Source organism: Streptomyces sp. NPDC005408, from assembly GCF_040606445.1.
Taxonomy (GTDB): Bacteria; Actinomycetota; Actinomycetes; order Streptomycetales; family Streptomycetaceae; genus Streptomyces.
The window spans coordinates 61,350-76,336 of sequence record NZ_JBEXEX010000022.1 but is presented as its reverse complement, the minus strand read 5'-3'; the positions used below and the strand labels follow the sequence as shown (position 1 = coordinate 76,336).

At 72.2% G+C, this 14,987-nt stretch carries 7 protein-coding genes; 2 read left to right on the top strand and 5 right to left on the bottom strand.

Annotation, left to right across the window (positions count from 1 at the left end; translation table 11 throughout):
- Positions 1–41 precede the first annotated feature (41 nt).
- From ABZS64_RS21540 to ABZS64_RS21520, 5 genes are all read right to left on the bottom strand, one after another.
- On the bottom strand, positions 42–1,439 hold the full coding sequence (locus ABZS64_RS21540; RefSeq protein ID WP_355831827.1) for a dipeptidase: 1,398 nt from the start codon (positions 1,437–1,439) through the stop codon (positions 42–44).
- A 10-nt stretch (positions 1,440–1,449) separates the two neighbouring features.
- On the bottom strand, positions 1,450–4,971 hold the full coding sequence (locus ABZS64_RS21535) for an ATP-dependent DNA helicase (RefSeq protein ID WP_355831825.1): 3,522 nt from the start codon (positions 4,969–4,971) through the stop codon (positions 1,450–1,452).
- Between the two features lie 48 nt (positions 4,972–5,019).
- Positions 5,020–5,988: a hypothetical protein gene (locus ABZS64_RS21530; protein ID WP_355831822.1), complete on the bottom strand. Its 969-nt coding sequence runs from the start codon at positions 5,986–5,988 to the stop codon at positions 5,020–5,022.
- 8 nt (positions 5,989–5,996) lie between these two features.
- Positions 5,997–9,677: a UvrD-helicase domain-containing protein gene (locus tag ABZS64_RS21525; RefSeq protein WP_355831820.1), complete on the bottom strand. Its 3,681-nt coding sequence runs from the start codon at positions 9,675–9,677 to the stop codon at positions 5,997–5,999.
- A 176-nt stretch (positions 9,678–9,853) separates the two neighbouring features.
- A complete protein-coding gene (locus ABZS64_RS21520) occupies positions 9,854–10,204 on the bottom strand; it encodes an MGMT family protein (RefSeq protein ID WP_355831818.1) in 351 nt (116 codons plus the stop codon).
- A gap of 215 nt (positions 10,205–10,419) precedes the next feature.
- Between ABZS64_RS21520 and ABZS64_RS21515 the strand changes: the two genes are divergently transcribed.
- Together ABZS64_RS21515 and ABZS64_RS21510 are read left to right on the top strand one after the other, a co-directional pair.
- Positions 10,420–13,263, top strand: coding sequence for a lysylphosphatidylglycerol synthase domain-containing protein (locus tag ABZS64_RS21515; protein ID WP_355831815.1), 2,844 nt, complete (start codon positions 10,420–10,422; stop codon positions 13,261–13,263).
- 107 nt (positions 13,264–13,370) lie between these two features.
- Entirely contained in the window at positions 13,371–14,939 is a 1,569-nt protein-coding gene (locus ABZS64_RS21510) for an alpha/beta hydrolase (protein ID WP_355831812.1), read from the top strand.
- Positions 14,940–14,987 lie beyond the last annotated feature (48 nt).

The following is a 14,987-nucleotide window of genomic DNA, read 5'->3' as shown; positions in this document are numbered from 1 at the left end:
TCCAACTCCCCCGGGTGGATTGAGTGTCGGTTCAGCGGAGTTCACCGCAGGGCTTCGGCGAGGTCGCCCCACAGGTGGGCGGTTGTCTCCACGCCCTTGACGAGCAGGTCCAGTTCGACCTTCTCGTTGGGGGCGTGCCAGCCGTCGGACGGTACGGAGATGCCGAGGAACAGCACGGGAGTCTCCAGGACGTCCTGAAGGTCCGCGGCGGGTCCCGAGCCGCCCTCGCGCGTGAAGCGGATCTTCTCCCCGTCGAAGGCGCGGCTCATGGCCCGTATGACCGACTGGAGGGCGGGGTGGTCCAGCGGGGTCAGACAGGGGCGGGTCGAGGCGGCGAAGCGGATCTCGTGGCGGATTCCGGCCGGGACGCGGGCCGCGACCCAGGCGTCGACGGCCTTCTCGATCGTGTCCGGATCCTGTCCCGCGACCATCCGGAACGTGAGCTTCAGCTGCGCTGACGACGGGATGATCGTCTTGCCGCCGGGGCCCTGGTAGCCGCCGCCGATGCCGTTGAGCTCGGCGGTCGGACGGGCCCAGATGCGCTCCAGCGTCGAGTACCCGGCCTCGCCAAGGGTGCCGTACGACTTGGCGGTTTTCAGCCAGTCCGCCTCGTCGAAGGGCAGTTCGGCGAGCAGCTCGCGTTCGGCGTCGGTGAGCGGCGCGATGCCGTCGTAGAAGCCCGGGATCGTCACCTGCTCGTCGGCGTCGTGCAGCGCCGCGACGATGCGGGCGGCGACGGTGGCCGGGTTCGGGACCGCGCCGCCGAAGGAGCCGGAGTGGATGTCCTGGTCCGGGCCGTACAGATCGATCTCGCAGTCCACGAGGCCCCGCATGCCGGTGCAGACGGTGGGGGTCGTCTCCGACCACATACCGGTGTCCGAGACGATCACGGCATCGGAGGAGAGGCGGGCGGCATTGGCCTCGACAAGTGCGCGGAAGTTCGGCGAACCCGACTCCTCCTCGCCCTCGATCAGCAGCTTGAGGTTGACCGCGGGGGCGGTGCGGCCGGTGGCGGCGAGGTGGGCCCGTACACCCAGAGTGTGGAAGAAGACCTGGCCCTTGTCGTCGGCCGCGCCCCGCCCGTACATCCGGCCGTCAGTGATCAGCGGCTCGAAGGGGTCGCTGTGCCAGCCGTCCTCGCGGGCGGCGGGCTGGACGTCGTGGTGGCCGTAGACGAGCACGGTGGGCGCGTCCTGGTCGCCGGACGGCCACTCGGCGAAGACCGCGGGGGCGCCGGGTGTGGGCCATACCTCGGTGACCGGGAAGCCGGTCTCCTTGAGCTTGGCCGCGAGCCAGTCGGCACTGCGCCGTACGTCCGCCGCGTGGTCGGGCTGGGCCGACACGGACGGGATGCGCAGCCAGTCGGCGAGGTCGTCGAGGAAGGCTGCGCGGTGCTGCTCGATGTACGTACGGACGGCGCTGTCCGGGGTGTCGCTCATGCACTTGAGCCTAACGGGCCTCGGCGGCTGCCTCGTCGGCCGTCTCGCCCAGCAGGATGCGCTCCAGCTGGGCGCGGCCGGGGAGGGCGGTGGGGCGCGCGATCTCGCCGCTGCGGACGTAGACGAACGCGGCGTTGACGGCTTCGAGTGGGAGATCGTGCTGCTCGGCCCAGGCGAGGCGGTAGATGGCGAGCTGGAGGGGGTCCGCGGTGCGTGTGCGGCTGGTCTTCCAGTCGACGATCTCGTACGTGCCGTCCTGCTCGCGGTAGACGGCGTCGATACGGCCCCGGATCACGCGGCCCGCGAGGGTGATCTGGAACGGCGACTCCACGCGGTAGGGGGTGCGGCGGGCGTACGGCGTGCGCTCGAACGCCTCCTTGAGCGCGGTCAGATCGCGCTCGTCCACGATCTCGGGGTCGTCGGCCTCGCCCCCGGGGAGCTCGTCCGGGCCGAGCATCGGGAGCGGCAGCTCCTCGAACCGCGACTCCACCCAGGCGTGGAACCGGGTGCCCCGGCGGGCGGCGCGCTGCGGGGGGCGGGGCATGGGGCGCGCCAGCTCCTGGGCGAAGCCGTCGGGGTCGGCGGCGAGACGCATGAGCTGGGAGGCGGAGAGGGAGGGCGGCAGGGGTACGTCGCGGACGGTGGCGCGGGTGCGGCGGAGTTCGCCGGTGAGGGCGGTGAGGTCGCGGTCCCAGGAGGCGATGGTGCGGGCGTCTTCGGGGGTTGCCTCCTCCCCCACCCCGCCCCTTCCCGAAACCGGGGCTCCGCCCCGGAACCCGGGGGAGGGGGACGTGGGGGCTGACGCCCCCACACTCCCGGAAGCGCCGGCTTCGCGGCGCTGGTGCGGCAGGTCAGCCTGCGGAGCGTCCTGCTCCCACTCCGGCTCCGGGGCGTCCTCGTCCCATGGCGGCTCGTCGTCCCAAGGCTCCCAGTCCTGGTCCTCCGGCTCCTCCAGCTCCTCCGGTTCATCCGGCTCGGCCGGCTCGGCCGGCTCGGCCGGAAGCAGCGTCAGCGCGTCCAGGTGTGACAGCACCTTGTCCGCCGCCTCGCGGCGGCGGGACAGCGACGTCGGGTCAAGGGGGAGCGGCCAGGCGTGGTCCTGCGTCGACTCGTGCAGGCACGGGTTCTCCGCGTCCTCCTCCGGTTCGTCCGCCCAGACCTCGATCTCGCCGAAGCCCTCCGCGCAGTGGTCGTACAGCGCCTGCAGGAACGCCGACGGACCCCGTCGCCGCTTCTGGGTCGGGCCCCACCAGTGGGCCGAGCCCAGCAGCAGGGAGCGGGGGCGGGTGAACGTGACGTAGCCCAGGCGCAGTTCCTCCGTGTGCTGGTGGTCCTTCATGGCGTCCTTGAAGGCCTTGAGGCCCCTCGCGTCCCAGGACGGCACGTCCGGAAGCGTGCCCGCGTCGCCGCGGAGCGCGTGCGGCAGGACCTTGGACTGGGAGGTCCAGGCCTCGCGCGCCTGGTCGTTCGGGAAGTGCTTGGTGACCAGGCCGGGGACCACCACGACGTCCCACTCCAGGCCCTTGGACTTGTGGGCCGTGAGGACCTTGACGGTGTTCTCGCCGCCCGGCAGGGCGTTGTCGAGGCCCTTCTCGTACTGGGCGGCCGTACGGAGGAAGGCGAGGAAGGCAAGCAGTGTGGCCTCCCCGTCCAGCGCCGCGAAACCGGCCGCTGTGTCCAGGAAGTTGGCGAGGGTCTCCCGGCGGCGGGCGGCCAGGGCGTGCGGGGACGCGGAGAGTTCGACCTCCAGGCCGGTGGTGGCCAGGACGCGGTGCAGGACGTCCATCAGCGGGTCGGCCAGCGAGCGTCGCAGGTCGCGCAGTTCCGCGGCGAGGCGGGCGAAACGGACCCGGGCCTCCGCGGAGAAGGGCAGGTCGTCGTGCTCGCCGCCCGCCGACTCAAGGAAGGTGTCCAGGGCGTCGGCGAGCGAGATGACCTCGGCCGGGTCGGTGCCCTCGACGGCCGCGGCCAGCCGTTCGTCCGGGTCCGTGCCGTCGGCCGGGGTGCGGTGGACGAGCAGCCTGGCCCGGCGGCCCAGCAGCGCCAGGTCGCGCGGGCCGATACGCCAGCGCGGTCCGGTCAGCAGTCGTACGAGCGAGGCATTGGCTCCCGGGTCCTGGAGGACTTCGCACACCGCCACCAGGTCGGCGACCTCCGGGAGGTGCAGCAGCCCGGACAGGCCGACGACCTCCACGGGGATGTCCCGGGCGACCAGCGCGCCCTGGATCTCGGGGAAGTCACCCGCCGTACGGCACAGGACCGCGATCTCGCCGGGCTCCTTGCCCGTACGCACCAGGTGGGCGATCGAGTCGGCGAGCCATTCGATCTCCTGGGTGTGGGTGTCGAGGAGGGCGATGCGCACGGATCCGTCCCGCTCGGCGCCGGGCGCGGGGCGCAGCGCCTCCACGCCCGCGTGCATCGCGCGCAGGGGTTCGGCCAGGCCGTTGGCGAGGTGCAGCAGCCGGCCGCCGCTGCGGCGGTTCTCGCTGAGCGAGAAGCGGGTGGCGGGGCTGGGGGCACCTCCCGGGCCGCCAGGCCCAGGGGGACCGTCGGCGTGCGCGAAGTGCGCCGGGAAGTCGTCGAGGTTGGCGACGGAGGCCCCGCGCCAGCCGTAGATGGCCTGGCAGGGGTCGCCGACTGCGGTCACGGCATGGCCGGTGCCCTGGCCGAACAGGCCGGACAGGAGCAGCCGTTGAGCCACCGACGTGTCCTGGTACTCGTCGAGCAGGACGACCCGGAACTCGTCCCGCAGGATCGTCCCGACCTCGGGCCGCGTCAGCGCGAGCTCGGCGGAGAGCGCGATCTGGTCGCCGAAGTCGAGGAGATCGCGGGCACGTTTGGCCTCGCGGTAGCGGACGGTCAGATCGAGCAGCTCACGGCGGGCCGCCGCGGCCTCCGGGACCTTGCGCAGCTCGGCGTTGCTGAGCCGGGCGTTCTCCAGCGTGCGCAGCAGTTCCACGTCGTACGCGGCAAGCTGCTCGGGACGTACGAGATGCTCCGCGAGCTCGGCGTCGAGCGCCAGCAGATCGCTGACCAGGGAGGGAAAGGACTTGGTCAGCGAGGGATACGGGCCCGGCGCCTCGCGCAGCACGCGCGCGGCGAGCTGGTAGCGGGTGGCGTCGGCGAGCAATCGGGCCGTCGGCTCCAGGCCGATCCGCAGCCCGTGATCGGTCAGGAGCTGTCCGGCGAAGGCGTGGTACGTGGAGATGCGCGGCTCTCCCGGCGGGTTGTCCGGGTCGATGATGTCGGGGTCCGTCACCCCGGCCCGTACGAGCGCGGTGCGGACACGCTCGGCGAGCTCGCCCGCCGCCTTGTTGGTGAAGGTGAGACCGAGGACTTGCTCGGGGGCGACCTGGCCGGTCCCCACGAGCCACACCACGCGCGCGGCCATGACCGTCGTCTTCCCCGACCCGGCTCCGGCCACGATGACCTGCGGGGCGGGCGGCGCGGTGATGCAGGCCGTCTGCTCCGGGGTGAAGGGGATACCGAGGAGCTCCTTGAGCTGCTCGGGGTCGTTGATACGTGCGGTCACCCCAGTGAGGCTAATGGGGACCACTGACAGCCATGGCCCCCATCGGCCTCAGCGGCGTCCGGCTCCCGAACCTGGGCCGGAACCGGCCCCGGAGCGGCCTCTGTCGGAGCGCGTGCCTGAGTCGGAGCGGGCACCTGAGCCGGAGCGGGCGCCTGCCGCGACGGCCGAGCCCAGGTTGTCCACGTCCACGACCTCGTCGGGCGGCGGGGCCACGGCCTTCACCGGCTTGTTGTAGTCCGAGAGCGTCAGCGCGCCCGGCTCGACGCCGCCTTTCTTGACGACCTTGAGCAGATACGGCTCGCCCTGCTTGGCGACGTACAGGGTGAGCGTCTCGCCGCTGGGCTTCTTCTTCACCAAGGTCGCCACGGGCTTGCCGCCCACCGCGGCATCGGGCCCCCTGGTCATGCCCTGGCGCTCCGACCTGTCCTTGTCCATGTCGGCGATCATCGCCTTGAGATCGCAGACCCCCTCCATGCTGGTGGAGCTGCCCTGCGGCACCTTCATCCAGCGGCCCTTCAGAAGCTCGGTGACGCCGTCGGCCTGCCCACCGAGCGAGGCCTTCCAGAACGCGTCGTCGCCCTTGATGTACATGACCTTGTCGACCTGGAGAAGCTCGGCGTTGCCGCCCTTCATCCCGATCTTGCCGGTGCAGGAATCCTTGTCGTCCACCGCGAAGTCGACGGTCAGCAGCTCGCCGTCGCCGGTGACCTTGCCCACCATCCGGATGGAGTGTGCGGACTTGGTGGCAGCGACGGCCTTGTCGGCGATCTGGTCGGCGCTGAGACCGCCGAACGGGTCATCCGAAGCCTTCGTGGTCGCGGCGGCCACCGCGTCCTTCTTCCCGATCTTCTCGGCGCCGCTCTCGGCTTTGAGCCCGCCGCCGGTGGAGCAGGCCGCGAGTCCGGCGATCGTGGTCGCGCAGACCACCGCCATAACCAGGCACTTCCGCTTGGCCGCCATGTACTTCTCCTCGCCGATCACGTGGTTCCGTGGCACGGCCTGCGTGACCCGCGTCACAGCGCCGCTCACTCCACTATCTGGCGGCCTTCCGGCTGTGCGCTGCATGACGCACGGAACGCGCAGTGGGTGCAGTGCTGCCCGGCGGAGGGCGTGAAGCGCTCGTCGAGTACGCGGCCCGCGGCGGTGGCGAGCAGCTCGCCGACCCACTCCCCCGCCAGCGGCTCCTGCGCCTGGATCTTGGGGAGGTCCTCGCCGCCCTCCTTCTTGGCGGCGGCCTGACGCAGCTGTACAAGCTCGGCGCCGCCCGGCTCGGGGCGGCGGCCGTCGAAGGCCTCGTCGAGGGCGCCCTCGCGCACGGCGAGCTGGTAGACGGCGAGTTGGGGGTGGCGGGCGACCTCGTCGCGGGTCGGGGTCTGCTTGCCGGTCTTGAAGTCGACGACGTACGCGCGTCCTTCGGCGTCCTGCTCGACGCGGTCCATGGAGCCCCGGATGCGTACTTCGTAGTCACCGGCCTCCAGCGTCACGTCGAAGCCGTGCTCGGTCGCGGCGGGGACACGGCCGCCGCGGTCCATGACATGCCAGCGCAGGAAGCGTTCGAGCGCCACGCGCGCGTGCTCCTTCTCCTGCTTGGACTTCCATGGGGCGTCGAAAACCAGCGCGTTCCAGACCGAGTCGAGGCGCTCCATGAGGACCGCCAGATCGGCGGGGGTCTGTCCGGACGCCACCTCGTCGGCCAGTACGTGCACGACATTGCCGAAGCCCTGGGCGGCGGTGGCGGGGGCGTCCGCCTTGACCTCGCGGCCCAGGAACCACTGGAGGGCGCAGGTGTTGGCGAGCTGGTCCAGTGCGCTGCCGGAGAGGGTGACGGGCTCGTTCCGGTCGCGCAGGGGCAGTCGGCTGTGCGTCGGCTCGTACAGGCCCCACCAGCGGTAGGGGTGCGCGGCGGGCACGAGCGGCTGGCCCTCGTCGTCCGTGAGCGCGGCGAGGCGGGCGAGACGGCGGGCGGCGGCGTCACGCAGGGCGGGGGTTGCCTGCGGGTCCACTGTGGTGGCGCGCAGTTCGGCGACGAGCGCGGCGACGGCGAGCGGGCGGCGGGGGCGGCCGGTGATGTCCCTGGGCTCGACGCCGAGTTCGGTGAGGAAGCGGGAGGGCTGGTCGCCGTCGTCGGCGGGTGCCTTGACGGCGGTGACGACGAGGCGGTCGCGGGCGCGGGTGGCCGCCACGTAGAAGAGCCGGCGCTCCTCGGCGAGGAGGGCGCCGGGGGTGAGCGGTTCGGCGAGGCCGTCGCGGCCGATGCGGTCGGCCTCCAGGAGGGAGCCGCGGCGGCGGAGGTCGGGCCACAGGCCCTCCTGTACGCCCGCCGCGACGACGAGGCTCCACTCGAGGCCCTTGGAACGGTGGGCGGTCATCAGGCGTACGGCGTCGGGGCGGACCTCTCTCTTGGAGAGGGTGTCGGCGGCGATGTCCTGGGCCTCGATCTCTTCGAGGAAGTTGAGCGCACCACGGCCGCCGGTGCGCTCTTCGGCGCGGGCGGCCGTGTCGAAGAGTGCGCACACGGCGTCGAGGTCCCGGTCGGCATTGCGGCCGGCGGCGCCGCCGCGGAGGGCGGCGCGTTCCAGGCGCTGCGGCCAGGGGGCGCCGGCCCACAGCTCCCACAGGGCCTCTTCGGCGGTGCCGCCGCCCTCGAGGAGCTCGCGCGCCTTGCGCAGGAGCCCGCCGAGCCGCTGCGCGCCGCGAGCGTACGCGGGGTCGTGCGCGACGAGCCGCTCGGGCTCGGCGAGGGCGCGGGCGAGGAGCTCGTCGGAGGGCGGGGGCACGCGGTTGCCACCGGCGCGCTCCTCGTCGCGGAGGGCGCGGCCGAGGCGGCGGAGGTCGGCGGTGTCCATGCCGCCGAGGGGCGAGGCGAGAAGGGCGAGGGCGGTCTCGGTGCGGAGCCAGGGGGTGGATGCCGCGGGCTCCGCCGACCTCGCTGGCTCCCCGGCCGTGGGTAGGGGGGCTTCGCCTTCGCCTCCGGCGGATGGTGCGCCCGGGTCGGGGTGGGGATTGTTCCCCTGTCCCGCCCCTTCCCGAAACCGGGGGGCGAGCCCCCCGGACTCCCCGGGGGACGTGGCGGCTTCGCCCCCGGCGGATTGCGCGGCGGCTTCGCCGCGCGCCTCGGGCGCGGCGTCGCGACCGTCGGCGGCCCCGCCGTCCGGCGACGTGCCGGCGGCGGGGCTCTCGCCCGCGGCTCCTTCGGCGGCCTCACGGCCCGCCTCGGCCGATGCGCCCCTTCCGGCCTCGGTCGGCCCAGCCGCGTCCGCGCCCGGCCCCTCAGCCCCCTGCCGCCCCGTCGCCGCCTCCGCAACCGCGCGCAGGGCCGTCAGCAGGGGTGAGACCGCCGGTTCGTGGCGGAGTGGGACGTCGTCGCCGTCCACGTCCAGGGGGACGCCCGCCGATGTCAGGGCGCGGCGGACCGAGGGGATCGTGCGGCCGCCCGCGCGGACCAGGACCGCCATCTCGTTCCAGGGGACGCCCTCCTCCAGGTGGGCCCGGCGCAGGATGTCCGCGATGTTGTCGAGTTCCGTGGAGGCCGTCGGGTAGGTGTACGTCTCGATCCGGCCGCCCTCGCGGACCGCGCCCAGTTCCCGGTGCGCCCGGACCTTCTCCGACGGGAGGCGGGGCAGCGGCATCCTGCGGGTGAGCAGGCGGGTCGCGGCCAGCAGGTCCGACCCGCTGCGGCGGGACGTCGTCAGCACGGCCACCCCCGCCGGGCTGCCGTCCGCGTGCCGGAAGGCGTCCGGGAAGTCGAGGATGCCGTTCACGTCCGCGCCGCGGAAGGCGTAGATCGACTGGTCCGGGTCGCCGAAGGCGACCAGCGTGCGGCCCCTTCCCGCCAGGGCCTGGAGCAGCCGTACCTGGGCCGGGTCCGTGTCCTGGTACTCGTCCACGAACACCGCGTCATAGGGAAACCCGTACGGCAGTCGCTCCGCCAGCAGCACCGCCCGGTGCACCAGTTCCGCGTAGTCGAGCACGCCCTGCATGTCCAGGACGTCCAGATACTCGGCGAGGAACGAGGCGGCCGCCCCCCAGTCGGGGCGGCCGGTGCGGGCCGCGAAGCGGGCCAGGGAGTCGGGGCCCAGGCCCAGTTCACGGCTCCGGGCGAGCACCGCACGGACCTCGTCGGCGAAGCCGCGCGTCGTCAGGCAGGCCCGCAGCTCGTCCGGCCACTCGCTGCGTGCGAGTCCCTGGGCCTCCAGGTCGAGCTGACCCGCGAGCAGTTCGCGTACGGCGACGTCCTGCTCGGGACCGGACAGCAGCCGCAGCGGCTCGGAGAACAGGTCGGCGTCCTGGTGCGCGCGGACCAGTGCGTAACAGAAGGAGTGGAAGGTCGTCGCCTGCGGTCCCTTCGTACCACCGAGCCGGAGCGCCATCCGGTCGCGCAGTTCCACCGCCGCCTTGCGGCTGAAGGTGAGCACCAGAATCCGCTCCGGATCCGCCCCCTTGGCCACCCGCGCGGCGACCGCCTCGACCAGCGTGGTGGTCTTGCCGGTGCCCGGACCTGCCAGAACGAGCAACGGACCGTGATCGTGGTCAACCACAGCGCGCTGAGTTGCGTCCAGGAGAGGAGGATCCACCGGGCCCGGCGGGGTACGCACCAGTCGGTACGCGCCGGGGTTCCGCCCTCTACGCCCCTGCGGGCGTGGGGGAACCCCCTGCCGTACCTGTTGCTGGTACGGCGTACGCCCGCTGGTGGAGGAGGAGCTCACGTGGATCGCCGGTCCTGGTGGGTGTGCTGGTAGTGATGGAGCGGTTCGTGCCGCGGGCTGACGACGCTACGCCAGCGCAGGGCGGGGACGCAGGGAGTCCTTCGAGTACCGCGTGTAGTCCCGGTACTCCGTACGGTCGTCCGATTCCCCGTGCAGCCCCCGTTTGGCGGAAGCTGTCATATGTGAGCGCTGTCGTCGGCACCCTCGCCGCCGTCCCATCGCGCCCGCTTCATGTCGAGGCGCGGCACATGGCTGTCGGCGCTCCGTGCCGCCTCGCGCAGGGGCGTCCCCTCCGTGCGGTACTGCGCAAGCGCGCTCAGCTCATGGCCGGGCAGCAGTGTGCCGTCCGCACGCACCACGCGCCACCAGGGCACTCCGCCGCCGTACAGCGCCATGACGCGGCCGACCTGCCTCGGGCCACCCTCGTCGAGCCACTCGGCTATGTCGCCGTACGTCATCACGCGGCCCGGCGGGATCAGCTCGGCGACCTCGAGCACCCGCTCCGCGTACTCCGGCAGCTCTTCCATCCGGTCCATCCTGCCGCACGCCACCGACAACGCCCCGGGCAGCAGGCACCTCGCACGGGGCCGGCGCCTGGAGGCAAAGGGACGCATCTCACGCACCTCGCGCCCCCGCGATACACCCTGATGCCCCCCTCTGTCGTCGGGTCGTGCCACCATCATGCGGGCGGTGACTGGTGATACGAGATCAAGAAGAGACCGAGACGGCGAAGGAGCAGGACGTGCAGCCTCCGAAGGTGGCAAGCACCCCTGAGGCCGAGTCGTACCCGGACGCGCCCGTTCCGCAGCCGGACGCGAGCGACCGGGCGGGGGCCGGAAAAGCGGCCGATGCCGCCGCGGACAAGACAGCCGACAAGGCAGCCACGGAGAAGGCAGCGGACAAGGCAGCCGACCAGCCCGCGGCCGCAGCCGGGGACAAAGCGGCCGACGTGGCAGACACGGCAGACGCGGCAGACGCAGCAGACGCAGCCGAGGTGACCGACGTCGTCGGCGTCGACCGCGTCTCCGGGGACGAGCCTCTGCTCGCCGCCCGCGTCCACCGCCCCTCCGATCTGATGCGCCTGCTCATCGGCATCCTCGCGATCGCCGTCGTACTTGCCGTCGCTGCCTTCGCGCAGGGCACCACCACCGGCCTCGCACAGGACATCGGCAAGGGCACCGAGCAGGCACCCGACCTGTTCGTCAAGATCGCCGGTCTGGTGTCCAGCATCGCCGTACTGCTCGTACCGGTCGCCTTCGCCATCGAGCGGCTGATCAAGCGCGACGGACTGCGGATCGCGGACGGCGTCCTCGCCGCCGTGCTGGCGCACGGAGCCACCCTCGCCACCGACCTCTGGGTCGCCAGGGCCGCGCCCGGCACACTCCAGGAAGCCCTGACGCAGGCGCAGTCCGGCGGTGGGCTCACCGATCCCGTTCACGGATATCTCGCGCCCGTCATCGCCTATATGACAGCTGTCGGAATGTCCCGAAGACCGCGATGGCGCGTGGTCCTGTGGGTGGTGCTGCTGCTCGACGCCTTCGCGATGCTGGTCGCCGGGTACACAACACCGTTCTCGATCATCCTCACCGTGCTGCTCGGCTGGACCGTGGCCTACGGAACGCTGTACGCCGTCGGCTCGCCGAACGTACGCCCCACCGGCCAGACCCTCCTGGCCGGTCTGCGCCATGTCGGTTTCCGCCCCGTCACCGCCATGCGGGCCGAGGACATCCCCGACTCCGCCGAACAGGGCGACCGCGGCCGCCGCTATCTGGTCACGCTGGAGGAGGGCTCGCCGCTCGATGTCACCGTCGTCGACCGCGAGCAGCAGGCGCAGGGCTTCTTCTACCGCGTGTGGCGGCGGCTGACGCTGCGCTCCATCACCACCCGCCGCTCCATCCAGTCACTGCGCCAGGCACTGGAACAAGAGGCGCTGCTCGCGTACGCGGCGATCGCGGCCGGAGCCAATGCCCCGAAGCTGATCGCCACCTCCGAGCTCGGTCCTGACGCCGTGATGCTGGTCTACGAGCACCTGGGCGGCCGTTCACTCGACTCCCTGGACGACGACGAGGTCACCGACGACGTCGTGCGCGGGGCCTGGCGGCAGGTGAAGGCGCTCCAGTCCAGGCGCATCGCGCACCGTCGGCTGACCGGCGACGCGATTCTGGTGGATCGTTCCGGCAAGGTGATCCTGACGGATCTGCGCGGCGGCGAGATCGCGGCGGGCGATGTGGTGCTGCGTATGGACATCGCGCAGCTGCTCACCACGATCGGCCTGCGCGTCGGCGCCGAACGCGCGGTGGCCATCGCGGTGGAGGTGCTCGGCCCGGACCAGGTCGCCGACTGTCTGCCGCTGCTCCAGCCCATCGCGCTCAGCCGGTCGACCCGGGCGACGCTGCGCAGGCTGGCGCGCGAGCGGTCCCAGCGCGAGCGCGAGGCCGTCCTTGAGGCGTCGGCCGCCGCCAAGCGGGCCCGTACGGAAGAGGCCCACGCCGACCCCAAGGTCGTACGCAAGACCGAACGCGCGGAGAAGCAGGCCGACAAGAAGGCCATGGACGTGGCCATGGACGAGGCGCGCGAGGAGGATCTGCTCTCCCAGATCCGCGCCCAGATGCTGCTGATCAGGCCGCAGGCGCCGGTCGAGCCGGTCCGTCTGGAGCGGATCAGGCCGCGGACGCTCGTCAGCTTGATCGCGGGCGCGGTCGCCGCGTACTTCCTGCTCTCGCAGCTCGCGGGCATCGACTTCGGCACGGTCTTCGGCCAGGCCCACTGGGGCTGGGTGGCGGCCGCGGTCGCCTTCTCGGCGCTCAGCTATTTCGCGGCGGCGATGAGCCTGCTGGGCTTCGTGCCCGAGCGGGTGGGGTTCCTGCGGACCGTCGTCGCGCAGGTCGCCGGATCCTTCGTCAAGATCGTCGCCCCGGCGGCGGTCGGCGGCGTCGCGCTGAACACCCGCTTCCTGCAGCGCTCGGGGGTACGCCCCGGGCTCGCAGTGGCGAGCGTCGGCGCCTCGCAGCTCTTCGGGCTCGGCGCGCACGTCATGCTGCTGCTCGCCTTCGGCTATCTGACCGGTACGGAGCGGACGGCGTCGTTCACCCCGTCGAGGACGGTGATCGCGGGTCTGCTGACGGTCGCCGTGCTGGTGCTGGTCGTGACCGCGATCCCGTTCCTGCGGAAGTTCGTCTCGACGCGGCTGCGCTCGCTGTTCGCCGGGGTCGTGCCGCGCATGCTCGACGTACTGCAGCGGCCGATGAAGCTGATCACCGGCATCGGCGGGATGCTGCTGCTGACCGGCGTGTTCGTGATGTGTCTTGACGCGTCGATCCGGGCCTTCGACAACGGCAACCAGCCGCTGAGCTACGCCAGCATCGCCGTGGTGTTCCTCGCGGGCAACGCGCTGGGGTCGGCGGCGCCGACGCCGGGCGGTGTGGGTGCGGTGGAGGGTGCGCTGACCTTCGGTCTGATCGTGGCGGGGGTGCCGAAGGAAGTCGCTGCGCCGGCGGTGCTGCTGTACCGCATGATGACGCTGTGGCTGCCGGTGCTGCCGGGGTGGTTCGCGTTCAACCACCTGACGCGCAGGGGAGCGCTGTAGGGCCGGGGGCACCCGCGCGGGGTGCGGGGCGGAGACCGGGCTACGGGAACCACCCGCATGGACCGTCGTCGCGGGCGCAGCCCGCACCCGCGGCGCACGATGGCCGCATGCCGACCGCTTCCCCCGCCCTGCGCGCCGCCGCCCTCGCTTCCTGTGTCGCCGTGCTGCTGGCTGCCGCCGGCTGTTCCGACAGCGGCGACAAGGGCAAGACGGATCAGGGCGGGACGAAGGACCTCGCATCCCAGAAGCTGGACTGGCAGAAGTGCCCGGCCCCCTCGGAGGCGGAGGGCGGCGGGACCGCGCCGTCGCCACTGCCCGGCGGCACCGTCTGGGAGTGCGCGTTCATGGACGCCCCCCGCGACTACGCGAAGCCGGACGGCGACACCATCGAGCTCGCCCTCATCCGCGCCAAGGCCCGCGACCAGTCCAAGCGGATCGGCTCCCTCATCTTCAACTTCGGCGGCCCCGGCGTCTCCGGTGTCGCCAATCTGCCACCCGCTGCGGCGGACTACGGAAGCCTGCGCACCCGTTACGACCTGGTGAGCTTCGACCCGCGCGGGGCCGGCCGCAGCGCGGCCGTGGAGTGCGAGAGCGACAAGCAGCTCGACGCGTACTACGAACAGGACGCGACGCCCGACGACGCCGCCGAGGAGAAGACCTTCACCGACGGCCTGAAGTCCTTCGCGTCGGCCTGCAAGAAGAAGTCCGGGGGCGAGCTGCCCCACGTCGGCACCCTCAACGCCGCCCGCGACATGGACCTGATGCGCCAGGTCCTCGGCGACGAGAAGCTCTACTACTTCGGCATTTCGTACGGCACCGAACTCGGCGGCGTCTACGCCCACTTGTATCCGACGAAGGTCGGCCGGGCGGTCTTCGACGCCGTCGTGGACCCGACCAAGAACTCCGAACAGGGCTCACTGGGCCAGGCGAAGGGCTTCCAGCTGGCCCTCGACAACTTCGCCCAGGACTGCGTGAACCGCGGCGACAAGTGCCTGCTGCCCGGCTCCACTCCGAAGGAGATCGAAGCCTGGATCATGGCGCTCCTCCAGGCGCTCGACAAGAAGCCGATCCCCGGCAGCGGCGACCGGATGCTGACCCAGAGCCAGGCCACCAACGGCATCGTGCAGGCCCTGTACTCCAAGGAGTACTGGCAGTACCTGGAACAGGGTCTCGACGAGGCCGACGGCGGCAACGGCGGGCTGCTGCTCGCGCTCGCCGACTCGATGAACGGGCGCGACGAGAACGGCCACTACAGCAACATCATGGCGGCGAACGAGGCCATCAACTGTGTCGACTACAAGGACCGCTGGACCCTGGAGCAGACGAAGGCGAAGCTGCCGGAGTTCCGCCGGGTGTCCCCCGTCTTCGGCGATTCCCTCGGCTGGGCGCTGCTGAGCTGCACCGAGTGGCCGGTGCCCGGCACCTGGGACACACCCGACGTCTCCGCCCCCGGCGCACCGCCGATCGTCGTCATCGGCAACACCGGTGACCCCGCGACCCCGTACGAAGGGGCGAAGGCGATGGCCGACGCCCTCGGCAAGGGAGTGGGCATCGAGCTGACCTACCGGGGCCAGGGACACGGCGCGTACAACGGCGGCAGCAAGTGCGTGCAGCAGGCCGTGGACGCGTATCTGCTGAACGGCAAGGTCCCGGCGAACGGCACGACGTGCTCGTAGCAGGCGAGGGGCCCCGGACCGGCACTCCGGTCCAGGGCCCTGACGCAC